The sequence below is a fragment of the Streptomyces sp. KR55 genome, assembly GCF_052245645.1.
Taxonomy (GTDB): Bacteria; Actinomycetota; Actinomycetes; order Streptomycetales; family Streptomycetaceae; genus Streptomyces; species Streptomyces flavusporus.
In genome coordinates this window covers 1-542 of the sequence record NZ_JBQQCE010001027.1, presented here as the reverse complement: position 1 = coordinate 542, position 542 = coordinate 1, and the positions used below count along the sequence as shown (strand labels likewise).

General features: G+C 75.1%; 1 pseudogene. It reads right to left on the bottom strand.

The features are described from left to right. Positions 1 to 542: pseudogene (locus ACTWQJ_RS52150) on the bottom strand (FUSC family protein); the annotation flags it as partial.

The window sequence follows — 542 nt, the reverse complement described above, 5'->3', positions numbered from 1 at the left end:
CGCGGCCACCGGATCGCCCACCCAGGCGAGCGCGGTGGCGGCCTCGGCGAGCGGCAACGCGGCGGCGTACTGCGCATGCAACCGCCGCTCGGCGGACGAGGAGGCGTACCGCCGCAGCCGGGGTCCGGCGAGGGCGTCCTGCGCGTGATCGAGGGCGGCGGTGAGCGCGGCGCGGCGGGCGGTGGCGCCGTCGGTCCCCACGGCATCGAGCAACTCGGCGATGGCGTCGTACACGTCGGCGACGGCGTCCCGCTCCCCGTCGAACCGGAAGTCACCGGCGAGGGAGCCGGGCGTGGGGAGCACGAGCCGCAACGCGAGCAGCCATGCGGCACCGGCGAGGTAGGCAAGCGCCCGCAGCCACCCGCTCTCGGGCAACGGCATCCCGGCCCCGATGGCGGAAGCGACGAGAAGCTGCGTACTGGCACCGGAGGCGACCGTTCCGACGGCACTGATGCCGCCGGCGAAGAGCCCGAGGCCGGTGAGGAGGAGAGTGAGCGGGACGGCTCCGACATGGTCCCCGGCGTACGTACCGACGAACAGCC